Genomic DNA, 15082 nt, shown 5'->3' with positions numbered 1-15082 from the left:
GAGCGCGGATGGCCGGCGCGGGCGCTGTCACTGCTGCTGATGCTGGTTTCGCTGCAGCTGGGGTCGCTGATCAGCCCGGCGTACGCCTGTGGCTGCGGGGCCATGGTCCCGAGCAAGGACGCCCAGGTCTCGGTCGACCGGGAGACGTCGGTGGTGGACTGGGACGGCCGGACAGAGCAGATCGTCATGCGGCTCACGGTGCGCGGGAACGCCCCCGAGGCGGCCTGGATCATGCCGGTGCCGCACCGCGCGAGCGTGGAGCTCGGTGATCCCGGGCTCTTCTCCGAGCTCTCCGTCCTCACCGAGCCGGAACTCGTGACCAGGCACTACTTCTGGCCCCGCTCCCACGACTGGCCGTTCGCCGGCTCCGGCGGTGCCGGGGACTCGGCCGCCGCTCCGTCGGCCGGGGCCCCGGCGGTCGAGGTGGTCGGCCGGGAGCGGCTCGGCCCCTTCGATGTGGCACGGCTGGCCGCGACCGACCCGCAGGCGCTGGAGGAGTGGCTGCGGGACAACGGCTTCGACCTGCCCGACCGGCTGGCGACCGCGCTGAAGCCCTACGTCGACCAGAAGTGGGAGTACGTCGCGATCCGCCTCGCGCCCCGGGACAGCGGCACTCCGCTCGTCGGCTCGCTCGACCCGCTGCGGCTGCGCTTCGCCAGCGACCGGCTGGTCTACCCGATGCGGTTGTCGAAGCTCGCCTCGACGCCACAGCAGCTCGGCCTGTACATCCTCGCCGAGCACCGGATGGAACCGCGCGGCTCCATCGGCGGCGATGCGCCGGAGGCGACGTACGCGGGCAGGATCGACCCCCGGTCGGCGGTGGACGACACGAGGGCGCTCCGGGAACTGACGGGCGAGAAGCCGGTGTTCCTCACCGCGATCGAGCAGTCGTTCCCGCAGCCGGAACGGATCCACGACGATCATCAGCTGCGTGCGGCCGCCGCCGACACCCCGTACCGGACGAAGGTGCACGAGAACCAGCTGCTGACCGTGGGCGGCGTCCCCCTCTGGGTGCTGTCGCTGCTCGCGGCCGTGCTGGTGGCGGTCACCACGGTGCCGCTGGTGCTGCGGGCCCGGCGGCGGGACGCGAGGGGCAGGGGATCCGAACAGTTGCGTACGGGGTGAAGGGCGGCATCCGTCAAACCATTGGTCCGCTTGATCGTGTTCAGGTCAGAATGACCGGCATGACCTGGACACTGGCCCCCGAACCGTTCGACTCCCCCGACTCCTCGCTCCTGCGTCGCGACTACTACGACGAGGTCGCCAGCCGCTACTGGGGACGGCCCGCCGCCGCCGGGGAGATCGAAGAGGGGCTCACCGGCGACGGCGCCGACCTGCTCGTCCCGCCCACCGGTCAGTTCGTCGTCGGCCGGTTCGACGGGAAGCCGGCCGCCTGCGCCGGGCTGCTGGTGGTGGACGCGGACACCGCGGAGCTGACCCGCGTGTTCGTCCGCCCCGGGCACCGCGGCACGGGCGGTGGCGGACTGCTCCTGACGGCCGTCGAGAACGCGGCGCGCGCCTTCGGCGTACGCGCCGTCCGGCTCGACACCCGCCACGACCTGGTCGAGGCGCGCGGGCTGTACGCCAAGCACGGTTACCGGGAGGTCCCGGCGTTCCACCGGCGGCAGTACGCGGAGCACTGGTTCGCGAAGGAGCTGAGCCCGAGGCCGTAGGGGGCGGAGCGTACCGGGCTCGCGGGGTTCAGGCCGCGTGGTCCCGCTTCGGTTCGGGGCTGTGCGGCCGTTCCCTGCTCGACCCGTTCGTCTCCGCGGTCAGCTCCTCCACCAGCCTGACCAGATCGGTCGGCCGGTCCGGCCCCCACCAGTCGCCCAGCAGCTCGGCCATGGACTCCTCACGTGCCTCCGCGAGCTTCACCACGGCTTCCGAACCCGCCTCGGTGAGCACCAGTTGCACGCCCTCGCGGCGGGCCAGCCCGCGTTCCTCCAACTGCCGGGCAGCGTCGCTGATCACCCGCAGCGGCACCGGGGTGATGTCGGCGAGCATGGCCGGTTCGACCGTGCCGTGCCGTTTGATCCGCAGCAGCATCCAGCTCGCGGCGGGCAGCAGGTCGTAACCCGCCCGCTCGGTGATTTTCACGTAGATCTCCCGGCGCCCCGCACGCGTGGCGAGCACCGAGAGGGCGCGGGCGCATTCGTCGTACGAGGACCGCTCGACCGGGTTCGACGCCAGGGTCTCGCTGGCCTCCGGAGCGGTCACCGAGCCGCGCAGCTTGTCCTCCTTGAGGAACCAGGCGAAGGCGAAGGCGATCAGCACGACGGGGGCCGCGTACAGGAACACGTCCGTGATCGACGTCGCGTACGCGTGGAGCACCGCCGGCCGCAGCGCGGGCGGCAGTTGCCCGATGGCCCGCGGGTCGGAGGCCAGCCCGTTCACACCGGCCCCGGGGGGCAGCGGTTGCCCGGCGAGCGCGACAGTCAGTTTGTCGATGAGCCGGTTGGTGAAGATCGTGCCGAACACTGCGACGCCGAACGAGGCGCCGATGGAGCGGAAGAAGGTGGCACCGGAGGTGGCGACGCCGAGATCCTCGTACGTGACGGCGTTCTGCACCACCAGCACCAGGACCTGCATCACCAGGCCGAGCCCCGCGCCGAAGACGAAGAAGTAGCTGCTCATCACCCAGGTGCTGCTGGTCTCCGTGAGCCGGTGCAGCAGCAGGAGTCCGATCGCGGTGAGGCCGGTGCCCGCGATCGGGAAGACCTTCCAGCGGCCGGTGCGGCTGACGATCTGCCCGGACGCGGTCGAGGTGATGAGCAGGCCCAGCACCATCGGGAGCATGTGCACACCGGACATCGTCGGTGAGATGCCGTGCACCACCTGGAGGAAGGTCGGCAGGTAGGTCATCGCGCCGAACATCGCGAAGCCGACGACGAAGCTGATGACGGCGACGAGGGTGAATGTCCTGATCCGGAAGAGCTTCAGCGGGATGACGGGTTCGGCGGCCCGGCGCTCCACGTACACGAAGGCGATCAGCAGCAGGACGCTCAGGACGGCGAGGCCGATGATCTGCGCCGAGCCCCATGCCCAGGTGGTGCCGCCGAGCGAGGCGACGAGGACCATGCAGGTGGCGACGGAGGCGATGAGGAAGGTGCCGAGGTAGTCGATGGTGTGCTTCGTGCCGCGGACCGGGATGTGCAGCGCGGCGGCGATCACCAGGAGCGCCACGACGCCGATCGGCAGGTTGATGTAGAAGACCCACCGCCAGCTGAGGTGCTCGGTGAACAGACCGCCGAGGAGCGGTCCGAGGACACTGGTCGCGCCGAAGACCGCACCGAACAGGCCCTGGAACTTGCCGCGTTCGCGCGGCGCGACGATATCGCCGACGATCGCCATCGAGAGCACCATGAGCCCGCCGCCGCCGAGGCCCTGAAGAGCCCGGAAGCCGATGAGCTGAGGCATGTTCTGGGCGATGCCGCAGAACGCCGAGCCGATGAGGAAGATGACGATGGCGGCCTGGAAGAGCTTCTTGCGGCCGTACTGGTCGCCGAGCTTGCCCCAGAGCGGGGTCGCCGCGGTCGCCGCCAGCAGATAGGCCGTGACCACCCAGGAGAGATGTTCCAGGCCGCCGAGGTCGCTGACGATGGTCGGCAGTGCGGTGGAGACGATGGTCTGATCGAGTGCGGCCAGGAGCATGCCGAGGAGCAGCGCACCGATGGCCACGAGGACCGACCGTGTGGAGCGCTCCTCACCGGGGGCCGGGGTCGGGGCCGGGGGGCTCAGGTGCTGGGCCATGGACATCTCCTCGGGTCCGCTACATCCCCATCCTGGCCTTTTCATGCCGTTACGGCCTGCCGAGTCGGCGTTACGGGAACCGGTCGGTGACCAGCCGGTCGCGTTCCGCCGCCTCCGCCCGCGTTCCGCCGTACCGACCACCCGAAACCGGCGGAATTGGCTTTCTCGGACCGGTTTTTGTATCGTGATGGAACAAAGTAGCCTCCGCCCGCCACCCCCTGACCGGCGGGCGAGGCTGCTTGTTCCCTTTCCCGCGTCGTCGCTTCCCGGCGTCGTCACTCCCCCGCGCTCTGGAGCCCGCCCATGCCGGCCACCGTCATCACCGCCCGCGCCCTCCTCCTGGACATGGACGGCACCCTGGTGAACTCCGATGCCGTCGTGGAGCGCTGCTGGCGGCGCTGGGCGCTGCGCGAGGGGCTGGACCCGGAGGCCGCGCTCAAGGTCGTCCACGGACGGCAGGGGTACGCCACCATGGCGGTGCTCCTCCCGGACCGCCCGATGGAGCAGAACCACGCGGACAACCGGGCCATGCTCGCCGAGGAGACCGCCGACACCGATGGGGTCGTACCGATCGGCGGCGCACCCGCCTTCATGGACGCGATCAGCGGGCTGCCGCACGCCCTGGTCACCTCGGCGGACGAGGCGCTGGCCCGGACCCGGATGACCGCGTCGGGCCTGCGGATGCCCGCCGTCCGCGTCACCGCCGAGAGCGTGGGCGCCAGCAAGCCGGATCCCGAGGGCTTCCTCAAGGGCGCGGCCGAGCTGGGCTTCGACCCGGCGGACTGCGTCGTCCTGGAGGACTCGGAGGCGGGCATCGCGGCAGGCCGGGCGGCGGGGATGCGCGTCGTGGGCGTCGGCCCGCGCGCCGGAGCGCTCTCCCCCGACGCGCACGTCGAGGACCTGACGCGGATCCGGGTGGAAGCGGCCCCGGACGGCTCGATCCGACTGCACATCAGCGCGCGCTGACGTCACTCCCGGTGCGGCCGGCCCCGCGCCACCAGTTCGAGCACCGTCGTGACGGCCGCCGCCTGCACGGCCATCAGGGCGACCAGTACGAACAGCTGCACGGCCCCCGCCTGCACGGCCATCAGGGCGACCAGTACGAACAGCTGCACGGCCCCCGCCTGCACCGGTGAGGCGCCGCCCAGCAGCATGCCCACGAAGGCCCCGGGCAAGGTGACGAGCCCCACCGTCCGGGTCTGATCGAGCCCCGGCAGCAACGCGTCCGACGCCGCGGTCCGGGCGATCTCCAGCCGCGCGTCACGGTCGAGCAGCCCGAGCGCCATCCCCGCCTCCACCTCCCCGCGCCGGGTCGTCAGCTCGTCCAGCGCCCGCCTTCCGCCGAGCACGGTCGCGGTCAGCGCACCGCCGATGAGGATGCCGGCCACCGGGATCAGCGCGATGCCCCGGACCGGCACGAGCCCGGTGAGCAGCAACAGGGCGACCACCGGAACGACCCCTGCCGCGATCGGCAGCGCCGCCCACCACCAGGTGCGATTGCGGGTGACCCGGCGGCCCGCGGTCCGTACCGCCACGGCGTACATCAGCGCCACGAACCCGAGCAGCGGCGCCACCGAGTGGACCACCCAGCCGATGAGCAGGGAAACGGCGGCGAGTTGGACCGCGGCCCGCAGCCCGGCCGGCGGGATCTCGCGCGACCGGCCGAGCGAGGCCAGAGCGGCGACCGTGGCCGCCGCCGCGAGCAGCAGCGCGAGTACGACCCCGAGCGTGATGTCGACCGGTAGCAGCACGCCGCGACCCTACGACCGGCCCGGCCCGACCAGTCGCGCGAATCGGTCGTCCACACCCATGGATTGTCGCCGCGTCAGCCTGTGCGCCCGCGCAGATGTGGACGTACGCCCCCATGCCCCAGTCCTGTTCGTCAGAACTCTTGATGTGACGTGACCATGTCGCCACTCTGTTACCTGGTGCCCACCCCACGGAAACCTGGCACGGCCACGATGGCCGGGCTTCACGGGTCACCCGCCCAAGGTCCCCCCACATCAAGGGAGTTCGTATGTCCGGTGTCTACGCGCGTCGCATCGCCGTCCTCGCCGCATCCGCCGCCTTTGCCGCAACCACCGGCCTGCTCACCGCCCCCGCCGCGCAGGCAGCCATGCCCACCCCGGTCTCCGCCTCGACCGCCCGCACCTACCTCAGCGAACTGACCGTCGCCGCCGAGGGCTCGTCGAGCGGCTACAGCCGTGACAAGTTCCCCCACTGGATCACCCAGTCGGGCGCCTGCAACACCCGCGAGGTCGTCCTGGAGCGCGACGGCACGAACGTGACGCAGGACTCCAGCTGCGCCGCCGTCAGCGGCACTTGGTACTCGGAGTACGACGGCGCCACCTGGACCGCCGCCTCCGATCTGGACATCGACCACATGGTTCCGCTCGCCGAGGCCTGGCGGTCGGGCGCCAGCAGCTGGACGACCGCCGAACGCCAGGCGTACGCCAACGACCTGACGCGTCCTCAGCTCATCGCGGTCACGGACAACGTCAACCAGTCCAAGGGCGACAAGGACCCGGCCAACTGGATGCCCTCACGCACCGCGTACAAGTGCACGTACGCGCGCGCCTGGGTCCACGTGAAGCACTACTACGACCTGACCGTCGACCCGGCCGAGAAGAGCGCCCTGCAGTCCGTCCTGAACAACTGCTGAGCCCAGGTACGGAGCCGTGCGCACCGCACGGCTCCGTACCCGCAGGCGCACCCCTTCCCCACCCCCGCCCCGGCGCGTTTTCGGCCGAGTACGGCCGGTCCCGGCCGGTGCCCGCGCACCCCGGGAGCCCGACGAGCAGCGGTGGCCGGCGCACGGCGCCGAGCCGGCCCGCCGACCGCCCGAGCACCCCCTTGCCACCCCGGCCCGCGGAGAGCCGGGGCACGGTCCTGCCGCGGCCCCTGCCGCCACTGGTACACAAAGCGTCGCCGGAGCGTTCGGAGCCGCCCCCCTCCCGACACTCCGGCGACGCTTTGTTGGCTGTCGGGGCGATATACCCCATACCTGCGCAGCCGTGCCGCGCACCCCCGCCCAAGCGCCGGGCGGCGCCCCGGGACCCGCATCCGGCAGCTGACCTGCCCGCCCGCGCACACCTCGCCGCCGGACGCCCCGGAGCCGGTTTCCGCCCCGCCCGGAGCCGGACCGGACGGCGGAGCGGCGGGCTGCCCGCACGGCACGGACGGACGGAGACGCCGCCGGCCCAGTGGTACACCACCGGCGGACCATGGCTCGACAGCCGGCCCGCTCCCCTCACTCCACATGGCCGGAAAGTTGCGCCGCCATTGGTTCAGGCCAAGTCGGCAGGGAGAGGTTCGCAGTTGGGGCGGTTTCGAACCGGAGTCCGACCGAAAACCAGGGGCGCGACTTTCAGCCAGTCGACAGAATGTTGAACTTGCAAGCATTGGTGAGGTTTCCCTAATCTGACGCACTCAATCGGTTCACGTCCCCACCAGACCGAAGGAGCCCTCCCCCCATGCACACACGCTTGAACCAGGCTCAGCCCTACGCCCTCGGCCTCTTCCGGATCGTCATCGGCCTGTTCTTCACCTGCCATGGCGCCGCGTCGCTCTTCGGCGTCCTCGGCGGCACCATGAACGGCGGCTCCATACCCGCCGGCACCTGGCCCGGCTGGTACGCGGCGGTCATCCAACTCGTCGGCGGCGCCCTCGTGACGGTCGGACTCGGCACCCGCATCGCCGCCCTGATCTGCTCCGGCTCCATGGCGTACGCGTACTTCAAGGTCCACCAGCCCGAGGCCCTGTTCCCGCTGCAGAACGGCGGCGAGCCCTCGGCCGTCTTCTGCTGGGCGTTCCTGCTCCTGGTCTTCACCGGCCCCGGCACACCGGCCCTGGACCGGCTGTTCGGCCGGGGCGGCACGGAGCACGAAAAGGACCGCGCACCCGAGCAGGCACCGCCCGTAACGGTCTGAGCCACTCGTTCCCGCACCCGCCGCCCACGGACCGCTCTCCCGCAGCCGGCGCGGCGCGGACCGCGCCTCACGTACGTACGGCGGACCGCCCTCACGTACGTACGGCGGGCGACTCCTCACGTACATCCGGCAGAACACCCGGAACCGATGCTTCCCATTTCCGGATGTACGTGAGGTTCCCAACATCGTTCGTATTTTGTGGATCACCGGATGAACGCCAGGCGTACGCTCTACAGCTGACCCTGCCGCTCCTGCCGCTCCCCTGCGACGTCGCGGCGTTGTTCCGAATCGGGGAGTAGTAGGTGCTTGAGAGTGTGGGCGCGCTGACCGGCAGCCCATGGATCTACGCCGTGGTCGCCCTTTCGGTGCTCCTGGACGTCTTTCTGCCCCTGCTTCCCAGCGGGGTCCTGGTGATCACCGCCGCCACGGCCGCCGCCGCCGGTTCGACGACCGTCGCGGGCGCGGGCGCCGCGGAACAGGTGACCGAGGTTCCCTCGCTCCTCGCCCTGATCCTCTGCGCGGCCACCGCCTCGGTGCTCGGCGACCTCGTCGCGTACCGGCTGGCCTGGCGCGGCGGGGAACGACTGGACCGGGCCATAGCCCGCTCCCGCCGCCTCACCTCCGCGCAGGAGCGCCTCGGTGCCGCCCTCGCCCGGGGCGGCGGCATCCTCGTGATCATCGCCCGCTTCGCCCCGGCCGGACGCTCGGTCGTCTCCCTTGGCGCGGGCGCCGCGCACCGCAAGGTCAAGGAATTCCTGCCCTGGTCGGCCCTGGCGGGTGTGGCATGGGCCGTCTACAGCGTGGGCCTCGGCTACTTCGGCGGCCAGTGGCTCGGTGCGACGTGGGTGGGCACGGCCGTCTCGGTCCTCGCCCTGTTCATGGCGGGCGCCCTCGCCGCGTATCTCATGCGCCGCCCGGCGGCGGAGGCGGCCGCCGCTGCATCGGCGACCGCCCCGGCCACTACGGCGTCCTGACCGCGCCTCGGACCTCCAGCCCGTCCAGCAGTCTGACGGTCGCCTCGGTGATCTCGTCGACGGCCCGGTCGAACACCTCCTGGTTGTGCGCGGCCGGGGCGCGGAAGCCGGACACCTTGCGCACGAACTGCAGGGCGGCGGCCCGGATCTCCTCCTCGGTGGCCTCTTCGGGGATGGCTGGCGGGCGAAGGGTCTTGATGCTGCGGCACATGACTCAAGTGTGAACCGCACCACTGACAACCGCCCGAATCGCCCTCGCTCCCCCGCGCCCCCGAAGCCCGGCTCCCCTCACCGAACCCGTTCGACGGCGGGGAACTCGTACGTATCGTCGAGGATCCCGGCCCCCGGCGCACGGAGCCCGAGCACGGCCCGGAAGTCCCCGTCGGGCACGGGCAGCCAGTTCGCCGCCGCGACCGGATCGTCCGGCCGCTCCCGCTGGACCCGGACCGTCAGCGAACCGTCCCGCGCATACACCGGGCCGCGCCCCGCCGGGTTCTCGCCGATCCGCTGACCGGCCGGGCCGTACCCGGTCATGTCGTACGCGGCCAGGGACCAGCCCGCCCCGGCCGGCGGCCGGCCCTCGAAGCGCAGCACGTAGGAGCGGGCCCCGTTCAGCCGCTCGCCCCCGGCGTCGCACAGGGTGTGGGCGTACACCGCCTCGTAACCGTGGACGCCCCACAGCGCGCTCCGTGCCGCCACCGCCCTGGTCCGGTAGGACGCCTCCCGGTCGGCGATCCGCCACTGAGGGGAGTCGATGGTCCCGACACCGTAGTGGTCGAGGTTGTAGTCGAAGAGATGCGGCTCCATCACCCAGCCCCCGCGCTCCGCATCGGCCCGGCTCACCTCCTCCACCCGTGCCCTGCCCCGCACCAGCCCCTCGGTCAGTGCGCGTACAAGGACGGCATCGGCACGGACGTAGGGCGAGGGCCCTTCCTCCAGCAGCCCCAGCCGCTGGAACCGGTCCTGATACGCCTGGTCGGGCGCGGACGGCGGGAAGTCGGCCATCCACACCCTGAGCTGCTCGAAGAACCGCAGCGCCTCGGGTACGTCGGGGTCGGGCGCGGGCAGCCCCGTGCGGTGGGCACCCGGTTCGACGTACGTGACGGTCAGCTGTTCCTGGAACGCGCTGACCCGCTCCGGGCCGTGGCCGCCGCCGGCATCGCAGGCGCTGCGGCCGATGACGGTGACGACGGAGGTGGGCGCGTCGATGACCCCGAGCACGCCGTCGGGCACGCGGCCCGCCCAGCCGGGGGGAACGACGAGCCAGTCACCGGCGTGGACGGGGGTGGTGCGGCGGCCGACGTACGCGAAGCTGTTGGTCCACGCGTCGACGAACTGCAGCACGCGGTACGCGCCGTCCGGATGCCCGCCGTCGGGGTCGGGGACGTGGAGCAGGACGGGCCCACCGGAGAGGTCGAGATGAGCGACGGACCGGACGGTGTCGTCACCGACGGACACGAAGGGCGTGTCGGCGGGCACCGGCCGGTCCGCGTGCGCGAAGTGGTTGAAGGGGGTGGGCGGCAGCGGACCGAAGCCCGTGTACATGGCGCCTTCGACCAGCGACAGGTCCCGGACCAGCGGATACCCGTAGACGTACGCCTCGGCGGCAAGAGCGACGAGTTCCACCGCTGCCTCCTCCCGGCCTCCGTGCCCGTTCTGCCCCCTCAGATGACCGCCCGCGAACGCTCCGTGCACAGGGCCCAGATGACGAACACGTCGATGGCGATGGAGACGACCGCCCAGATCGGCTGGTACGGCAGCCAGACGAAGTTGATGATCACGCTGATGGCGGCCAGCACCACACCCGTGGCCCGGGCCCATTCGGCACCCTTGAGGACCCCCCAGCCGACGACGGCGAGCACGATGCCGAGGACGAGGTGGATCCACCCCCAGGAGGACACATCGAACTTGAACGTGTAGTTCCTGAGGTGCGCGTAGACATCGTCGGTGGCGAGACCGGAGATGCCCTTGATCACTCCGAGGACACCGTCGACGAGCAACAGGACACCGGCGAAAATGACACCGCTGGCCGCCCAGGGATTGATGTCCCCCTGGCCGGCGGAACCGGCGGTGCCGGGCGTGGGCGCTGTATGAGCCATCGGAACTCCTCGGGCCTGATCGGGACTGCGGAACAGAACCGACCCTGCGCGCCACCTCCCCGCACGGCCACCCGGACGTACCCATCCGGGTGACCTCCAGAAACCCGCTCACGACGAGGGAAGCCGCGTCACCTTCGAGACCTTGCAGGTCATCTTGCCGGGGACCTTTCCCAGCCCCTGGGCCTTCTGCACCGACTTCCGCCCCGCCGCCAGATCGGTCGCCGTCGCCAGCCCCGAAGCCCGGCGCGTACCGTCCCCGTCCACGAACTCCACGGACACGATGTAGGACGCCTGGTCGTCGCCGTGGTTCACGATCTCCACATCCGCATCCGGCCACTCGGTCAGCGAGTCCACCTGGCACCGGGTGATCCGCACATCGCCCTCGCCGTCCGTGCCCTCCGGGGCCGGCAGCTCCGTGGGCGCGTCGGAGGCGTCACCCGGCGCGGGCGCACCGCTCGCAGCAGGGGACCCGCTCTCCGTGGCCTCCGCCCTCGACGGCTTCGACCCGGCCGTCGACGACGTGCCGCCCCCGCTCGTCACGGCGACCAGCACGCCGGCCGCCAGCAGAAGGACAACCCCGCCGATCACGGACAAGGTGACGATCAGCCCGGTACGCGACTTCCTGGGCGGCTGCGGATAGCCGTACGCACCGGGCGCGGGCTGCGGCCAGTGCGCGTACGGCGACGAGGCCGGCGGCTGCTGACCGGACTGCGGTTGCTCACCGAACTGCGGCTGCTGACCGGCCTGCGGTTGCTCACCAGGCTGCGGTTGCTGACCGGGCTGGGGCGGCGGATAGCCGTACGACATGTATCCCCCCTGGGACGGTGCTGACGTGACCAGGACACGTTACGGCGAGCCGGGGCTTGACTCTCCCGCAGGGGGAGGCCCGAGGGTTACGGACATGAACGGCGACGCACTCCTCCCGATCGGGGATCTGGCCAGGCGGACCGGGCTGACGGTGAAGACCGTCCGCTTCTACTCCGACCGCGGGATCGTGTCCCCGGCCGCCCGCAGCCCCGCGGGCTACCGCCTCTACGGCCCCGACGCCGTGGCTCGCCTCCGCCTGGTGCGTACTCTGCGCGAGCTGGGACTCGATCTTTCCACGACCCGCAAGGTCGCCGACCGCGAGCTCTCCCTCCCCGAGGTCGCCGCGACCCACGCCCAGGCGCTGACGGTGCAGATCCGTACGCTGCAAATGCGGCGCGCCGTACTGACCGCGGCGGCCGGGCGCGGTTCCACACCCGAGGAGCTGGAAGCCATGCACGAACTGACCATGCTCTCCGAGGACGAACGCCGTCACTTGATCGACGACTTCCTCGCCACCGTGTTCGGCGGCCCGGACGCCGCACCGGCATTCGCCGGAATCATGCGCTCGATGACCCCGGAGCTGCCCGAGAACCCCGACACCGAACAGGTCGAGGCCTGGATCGAGTTGGCCGAACTGACGCGGACCCCCGACTTCGCCGCCCTCATGCGCCGCCTCGCCACCCACGTATCGACCGACCTCACCCGCCCCCACCCCACCGCGACGATCCACACCCACGTCACCCCGGCCCTGCGAGCGGGCATCGCCCCGACATCACCCCGGGCCGCCCGGATCATCAAGGCGGTCAAGGCCGAATACGCCAACACCACCACGGGCCACGACCTGCTGACCTTCCTGAGAACGGCGAACGACCCCCGCCGCCGGCGCTACCTCCAACTGCTCGCCGTGATCAACTCCTGGCCACCCCCGAACGACCCGACCCCTGCCTTCACCTGGCTCATCGAGGCCCTCACCGACACAGCTGATGCGGCCGGGACGGGCCGAACCTAAACTGACGGAGGCCCAAAAACCCCAGGTGAGGGAGGCAGGTCATGGCCAAGCGAGGAAACAAGCGCCGCGCCCGCAAGAAGAAGAACGCCAACCACGGCAAGCGCCCCAACGCCTGAACCGAACCCCCGTGGTGCCCTGAGAAGCGCTCACGCTCCCCAGGGCACCACGGACGCGCCGGTGACGCATGAGCGGCCACCGGCAGGGCGGCCTCGGGAGAAGATGCCAACCGCCGGCTCCTGAAACTCAGGCAAGCTGCCGAGCGGGGGGCGCCCCGGTCGGCGGAGCACGGGCCCCGACCGGCAAGGGAGACACACCGGCAGTAGCCATTCGCACACCATGTGTTCGCACCCTGTCAGGATGATGCCGCGTCCGCGGACCCCGGGCTCAGGAGGACCATGACCGCCGACGAGAAGTTCCTTCCCCTGCACCGGCTGGTGTTCGCCGACCCCGGCCCGCCCCGGCACACAACACTGCCCGGCTCCAGCCCTGCCTGGCACTTCACGCGCTACGACGACGTCCGCCAGGTGCTGGCCGACGACCGGTTCACCCGGGCCCTGCTGCCCGCGACGGCCACCTCGCCCCTCACCGATGCCCCCGACGCCATGACCAAGCAGGACGGCGCCGGCCACCTGCGACTGCGCCACACCGTCAAGGGGGTCCTCACCCCTCGCGGGGTCGCCCGGGTGACGCCCATGGTCGCCGAGGTCACCGACCGGCTGGTCGCCGGGCTTGCCGAGCACGGCCCGCCCGCGGACCTCGTCGACCACTACACCCGTCCCCTGCCCATCGCGGTCATGAACAAGCTGCTTGGCGTCCACGACGTCGACGACACCCGGCTGCTGCACTGGACCGAACTCGCCTTCCCCGATCCCTCCGTTCCCGAGGACGAAACCGCCGAGGCGGCAAGCGAGTTCACCGAATTCGCCACCCGTCTCATGGCCGATCGCCGAAGCGCCCCGGGTCCGGACCTGATCAGCACCCTCGTACAGGCCGCCGACCGTGAAGGCGGCAGCATCCCCGAATCCCAACTCGTCAACTTCGTCAGCACGCTTGTGGTGGCCGGCTACGACACGACCATGACCATGCTGGGCAACGCCCTCCTCTACCTCCTGGACGAACGCCCCGAGGACTGGGCCCGCCTGGGCTCCGACGAAGCGGCCGCCGGAGTACTGGCCGAGCGTCTGATCCACCTGATCCCGCTCAACGACCCCGCGAAACACTTCAACCCGCTGCGGGCCACCGAAGACATGGAGATCGGAGGGGTGGCCATCCGGGCCGGAGACCTCGTCACCCTCGACCGCGGCGCCGCCAACCGTGACCCCGCGGCCTTCCCCGGTGACCCCTTCGCCGACATGTTCGCCCCGTTGGAACACCCCACCCTCGCCTTCGGCGGCGGACAGCACTACTGCCTGGGTGTCTCGCTGGCCCGCACGGAACTCCGCCTCGCCCTGCACCGGCTGGCCGCCCGGCTCCCCGGCCTGCGGCTGACCGTGCCGGTAGACGTCGTCGAGTGGCGCACGAGCGCGCTCACCCGAAGCCCCCGGCACCTGCCCGTGACCTGGTAGCCGCCTTCGAACAGCGAACAAATACCGGTTGCCCCTGGGCGATGGCGGCGGATCCAATGACCGGCAGGATCGCCGCCCTGGCAAACCCGCCGCACCGAGAGGCGACGAACGCGAACCGCCGCCCCTGCCGACGCCCGATCCGGGCGAACCGCGACCGCGCCACGCCAGGGGAGACGCCACCCGACGAGCACACCCTCGTCGCCGCCCGCAACGAATACACGGACGGGCCGCCCGGGCGCCCTCGCCCCGCTGACACCGCCCGGCTGGGCCGGGGCGGGCCGTCCGCGATGCTCGACGCGCTGGTAGATCGCATTGCTCGTTCGGATGCGCATCTCGTGCAGGTTCTGGCCCAGATGCCCAGGCTTGGACTCACGATGTGTCTCCTCGTGAGGGTGAAAGAACATGCCGACGTACGTCAGCTTGCTGAGCTGGACCGATCAAGGGGTCCGAAACTACAAGGACACCGCAAACCGCTCCGAGGCCTTCGGGGCAGCGGTACAGAAGCTCGGGGCGAAGCTCCTGAGCATCTACTGGACCGTCGGTCCGTACGACCTCGTGGCCGTCGTCGAGGCGCCAGACGACGAAACTGCCACGGCAGCACTCCTGCAGCTCGGCGGGGTGGGCAACGTCCGTTCCACAACTCTGCGGGCCTTCGGCCCAGAGGAGATGGACCGCATCATCGCCAAGGCGGCCGGCTGACGACCCACGTTGTCCAGGCCACGCAGCGCGAGGGCACGAGTCACCTGGACCGAATGCTGAAGCGACAGCGTCCAACCATGAGTGACCGCACCCGTTGATGTCAGAAGCAGACGTCGAAGGCCCCCAACCATGATCGGTTGGGGGCCTTCGCACTGGTGGGCGCGGACGGTTTCGAACCGCCGACATCTGCTTTGTAAGAACCCGTAAAGTAACGCCGTGTGATTCCCAGAACATTCTAGATCTTCCGAGA

The 15082-nt window shown here is 71.0% G+C and carries 16 protein-coding genes; 10 read left to right on the top strand and 6 right to left on the bottom strand.

Annotation, left to right across the window (positions count from 1 at the left end; genetic code table 11):
• Positions 1-39: 39 nt before the first annotated feature.
• Both ACIRJP_RS23830 and ACIRJP_RS23825 read left to right on the top strand, forming a co-directional pair.
• Positions 40-1125, top strand: coding sequence for a DUF2330 domain-containing protein (locus ACIRJP_RS23830; protein WP_404177532.1), 1086 nt, complete (start codon positions 40-42; stop codon positions 1123-1125).
• Positions 1126-1184: 59 nt separating this feature from the next.
• Positions 1185-1673, top strand: a complete 489-nt coding sequence (locus ACIRJP_RS23825; RefSeq protein WP_404177529.1) for a GNAT family N-acetyltransferase — start codon at positions 1185-1187, stop codon at positions 1671-1673.
• A 28-nt stretch (positions 1674-1701) separates the two neighbouring features.
• Here the strand turns inward: ACIRJP_RS23825 and ACIRJP_RS23820 are convergent, their stop codons facing one another.
• Positions 1702-3750 (bottom strand): MFS transporter, encoded by a 2049-nt coding sequence (locus ACIRJP_RS23820; RefSeq protein ID WP_404177526.1) that lies wholly within the window; start codon positions 3748-3750, stop codon positions 1702-1704.
• 303 nt (positions 3751-4053) lie between these two features.
• On the opposite strand from ACIRJP_RS23820, the gene ACIRJP_RS23815 reads away from it, so the two are divergent.
• Positions 4054-4716 carry an HAD-IA family hydrolase gene (locus ACIRJP_RS23815; protein ID WP_404177523.1) on the top strand — a complete coding sequence of 221 codons (663 nt, stop codon included), beginning with the start codon at positions 4054-4056 and terminating at the stop codon, positions 4714-4716.
• Between the two features lie 2 nt (positions 4717-4718).
• On the opposite strand, the gene ACIRJP_RS23810 is transcribed toward ACIRJP_RS23815, so the two are convergent.
• Positions 4719-5501 carry an ABC transporter permease gene (locus tag ACIRJP_RS23810; protein ID WP_404177520.1) on the bottom strand — a complete coding sequence of 261 codons (783 nt, stop codon included), beginning with the start codon at positions 5499-5501 and terminating at the stop codon, positions 4719-4721.
• Positions 5502-5767: 266 nt separating this feature from the next.
• On the opposite strand from ACIRJP_RS23810, the gene ACIRJP_RS23805 reads away from it, so the two are divergent.
• The 3 genes from ACIRJP_RS23805 to ACIRJP_RS23795 all read left to right on the top strand — a co-directional run bounded on the left by ACIRJP_RS23805 (position 5768) and on the right by ACIRJP_RS23795 (position 8653).
• On the top strand, positions 5768-6412 hold the full coding sequence (locus ACIRJP_RS23805; RefSeq protein ID WP_404177517.1) for an HNH endonuclease family protein: 645 nt from the start codon (positions 5768-5770) through the stop codon (positions 6410-6412).
• An 811-nt stretch (positions 6413-7223) separates the two neighbouring features.
• Positions 7224-7679 carry a DoxX family protein gene (locus tag ACIRJP_RS23800; RefSeq protein WP_404177514.1) on the top strand — a complete coding sequence of 152 codons (456 nt, stop codon included), beginning with the start codon at positions 7224-7226 and terminating at the stop codon, positions 7677-7679.
• A 302-nt stretch (positions 7680-7981) separates the two neighbouring features.
• Positions 7982-8653 (top strand): DedA family protein, encoded by a 672-nt coding sequence (locus ACIRJP_RS23795; RefSeq protein ID WP_404177511.1) that lies wholly within the window; start codon positions 7982-7984, stop codon positions 8651-8653.
• Here ACIRJP_RS23795 and ACIRJP_RS23790 read toward each other — a convergent pair.
• The 4 genes from ACIRJP_RS23790 to ACIRJP_RS23775 all read right to left on the bottom strand — a co-directional run bounded on the left by ACIRJP_RS23790 (position 8640) and on the right by ACIRJP_RS23775 (position 11559).
• Entirely contained in the window at positions 8640-8864 is a 225-nt protein-coding gene (locus ACIRJP_RS23790; protein WP_124717878.1) for a DUF2277 domain-containing protein, read from the bottom strand. The genes ACIRJP_RS23795 and ACIRJP_RS23790 overlap by 14 nt on opposite strands.
• A gap of 77 nt (positions 8865-8941) precedes the next feature.
• Complete coding sequence (locus tag ACIRJP_RS23785; RefSeq protein ID WP_404177508.1) at positions 8942-10279, bottom strand: DUF1254 domain-containing protein; 1338 nt, start codon at positions 10277-10279, stop codon at positions 8942-8944.
• A 38-nt stretch (positions 10280-10317) separates the two neighbouring features.
• Positions 10318-10752 carry a hypothetical protein gene (locus ACIRJP_RS23780; protein WP_404177505.1) on the bottom strand — a complete coding sequence of 145 codons (435 nt, stop codon included), beginning with the start codon at positions 10750-10752 and terminating at the stop codon, positions 10318-10320.
• 108 nt (positions 10753-10860) lie between these two features.
• Entirely contained in the window at positions 10861-11559 is a 699-nt protein-coding gene (locus tag ACIRJP_RS23775; protein ID WP_404177502.1) for a hypothetical protein, read from the bottom strand.
• Between the two features lie 94 nt (positions 11560-11653).
• Between ACIRJP_RS23775 and ACIRJP_RS23770 the strand changes: the two genes are divergently transcribed.
• The 4 genes from ACIRJP_RS23770 to ACIRJP_RS23755 all read left to right on the top strand — a co-directional run bounded on the left by ACIRJP_RS23770 (position 11654) and on the right by ACIRJP_RS23755 (position 14832).
• On the top strand, positions 11654-12568 hold the full coding sequence (locus tag ACIRJP_RS23770; protein ID WP_404177499.1) for a MerR family transcriptional regulator: 915 nt from the start codon (positions 11654-11656) through the stop codon (positions 12566-12568).
• Between the two features lie 41 nt (positions 12569-12609).
• The gene (locus ACIRJP_RS23765; RefSeq protein ID WP_015034725.1) at positions 12610-12684 is read left to right on the top strand and encodes a 50S ribosomal protein bL37; all 75 of its coding nucleotides are present in this window, start codon (positions 12610-12612) and stop codon (positions 12682-12684) included.
• A gap of 279 nt (positions 12685-12963) precedes the next feature.
• Positions 12964-14133 carry a cytochrome P450 gene (locus ACIRJP_RS23760; protein ID WP_404177496.1) on the top strand — a complete coding sequence of 390 codons (1170 nt, stop codon included), beginning with the start codon at positions 12964-12966 and terminating at the stop codon, positions 14131-14133.
• Between the two features lie 402 nt (positions 14134-14535).
• Entirely contained in the window at positions 14536-14832 is a 297-nt protein-coding gene (locus ACIRJP_RS23755; RefSeq protein WP_404177493.1) for a GYD domain-containing protein, read from the top strand.
• Positions 14833-15082 lie beyond the last annotated feature (250 nt).

Origin of the sequence: Streptomyces sp. NPDC102437 (genome assembly GCF_044765565.1) — a bacterium.
GTDB lineage: Bacteria > Actinomycetota > Actinomycetes > Streptomycetales > Streptomycetaceae > Streptomyces.
This window is presented reverse-complemented; position numbering and strand designations above follow the sequence as displayed.